This window comes from Deinococcus sp. (genome assembly GCF_018260555.1).
In the GTDB taxonomy this organism is placed as follows: Bacteria; Deinococcota; Deinococci; order Deinococcales; family Deinococcaceae; genus Deinococcus.
In genome coordinates this window covers 1-1,666 of the sequence record NZ_JAGLBB010000138.1, presented here as the reverse complement: position 1 = coordinate 1,666, position 1,666 = coordinate 1, and the positions used below count along the sequence as shown (strand labels likewise).

The window sequence follows — 1,666 nt, the reverse complement described above, 5'->3', positions numbered from 1 at the left end:
GTGCCCCCGATCTTCTTGTGGGCGGCGCCGCGCTCGGCGGGGGTGGGGTACTCGAGCAGCGTGGCGGCGCGGTGCAGCGTCAGGCGGTCGCGGCGCGCCGCCCAGTCCTCCAGGCTGCGCTGCACGCCCGGCGCCAGGGGCGTGGCGGACCCGGCCTGCAACCCGGCCAGCAGGTCCGGGAGGTTCAGGCCGCTTTCCAGCGCGGCGTACACGCTCTGGCGGGTCAGGCGGTACGAGGCGGTCTGCTCGTCCAAGCGCACGGCTTCGGCGGCGGCCAGCAGGGGCCGTTGCGCGGGCGTCAGGTTGGCGGGGTACACCAGCAGGTCGAAATTCGGTTGCAGAATCCAGGCCGGGCCGGACGGAGCGGGCGGGACCATGAGGTGCGCGGGCGTGACGGCCGATTCCGGTCCCTCGCCGCTGACGTGCACGATTCCGGCCGTGCTGAGCTGGCCGCGCAGCGCCACGGCCACCCACCGGTCCAGCGCGTCGGGCCGGACAGATTGACCGGGCCGGGAACCCAGCAGTTCCGGCGGCGTGACCAGCCGGGTCAGGCGGATCACCTCGGCCTGTGTGGTCGCGTGCGGCAGGGCGCGCAGCACGGCGCCCAGCAGTCGCCGCACGACCGTGACCGAGTTGAAGGACGCTCGGGCGTCCTCCGGCTGAACGTGCCCGACCGGGCTGCTCAGCACGGCGCGCAGCCGCTCCGGGTCAAGGGTCATCAGGTGCCGCTCGGCATGCTCGGTGACCGTCACGCGGTCGCCCTCGCGGATCATCAGGCCCAGGTTCAGGGCCGCGATCACCCAGCCTTCCAGGTCGTCAACGGCCGTGACGCTCCTGGCGAGGTTCTTCAGGGACGCGCGGCTGATCGTGCCGGTCTTCGTGACGGCCAGCGGGTGCAGGCGCACGCCGCGCAGCACCTCCAGCAGCCGCAGGGGCGTCAGGTCCGTCTGGCCGGGCGCGGCCGGCACCTCTTTCGGGGACGCCGTGATGGGCGGGGCAGGTTCCGGCGGCAGCAGGGGCCTCAGGCGCGGGTCGAGCAGGACGCGGCTGGGCAGCCGTCCCAGCGGTTCGAACTGGCTGTAGTACGACTGCATCCAGACGTTCGGAAGCGCCTCGGGCAGCAGCAGACCGCCCGTCAGCAGTTCCCACAGGGCGGCGGCCCCGGTGAATTCCGACACCGAGAAGTCCCCGACCCTGCCCTTCGGACCGCCGAACACGCGCGGGTCGCCGCGCAGGTCCCGCAGCCGAAGGAAGACGTGCAGGTCCCAGCCGTCCATGAATCCGCCCTGCCGGGCCACCTCGTTCAGTGCGGCGCGTTCCATGACGCTCAGGCTCGCCACCAGTTTCCGCAGCAGTTCCGGGCTGCTGCGCACCTGACCGATCACCTCGGCCGCGCGGGCGCCACTGCCGACCTTCTCGCTGACGTAGCGGGCCGCGATTCTCTGCTGGTACGGGCGAGGCAGGCGGCTGATGGAATCGTCGAAATCCTGGGCCTTGCGTTCCTCCAGGGCTGCCACGGCGTCCATCGCGACCTTCGCGTTGGCTTTCGTGAACGGTCCCTGGTCGGTGGGGCCACTCACGGCTGGCCTCCGTTCACGCGGGGCGTGTGTCCGGCGCGGCGCAGGGCGTCCAGCGCGGCGGCGTCCGTGCCGGGGCGCAGCAGCGC

The 1,666-nt window shown here is 72.7% G+C and carries 1 protein-coding gene; it reads right to left on the bottom strand.

The window, feature by feature from the left end:
- Positions 1-1,580, bottom strand: a 1,580-nt coding sequence (locus QZ271_RS14290) for a helicase-associated domain-containing protein (protein ID WP_291432603.1), incomplete at its 3' end; no start/stop codon positions are given.
- Positions 1,581-1,666: the final 86 nt, after the last annotated feature.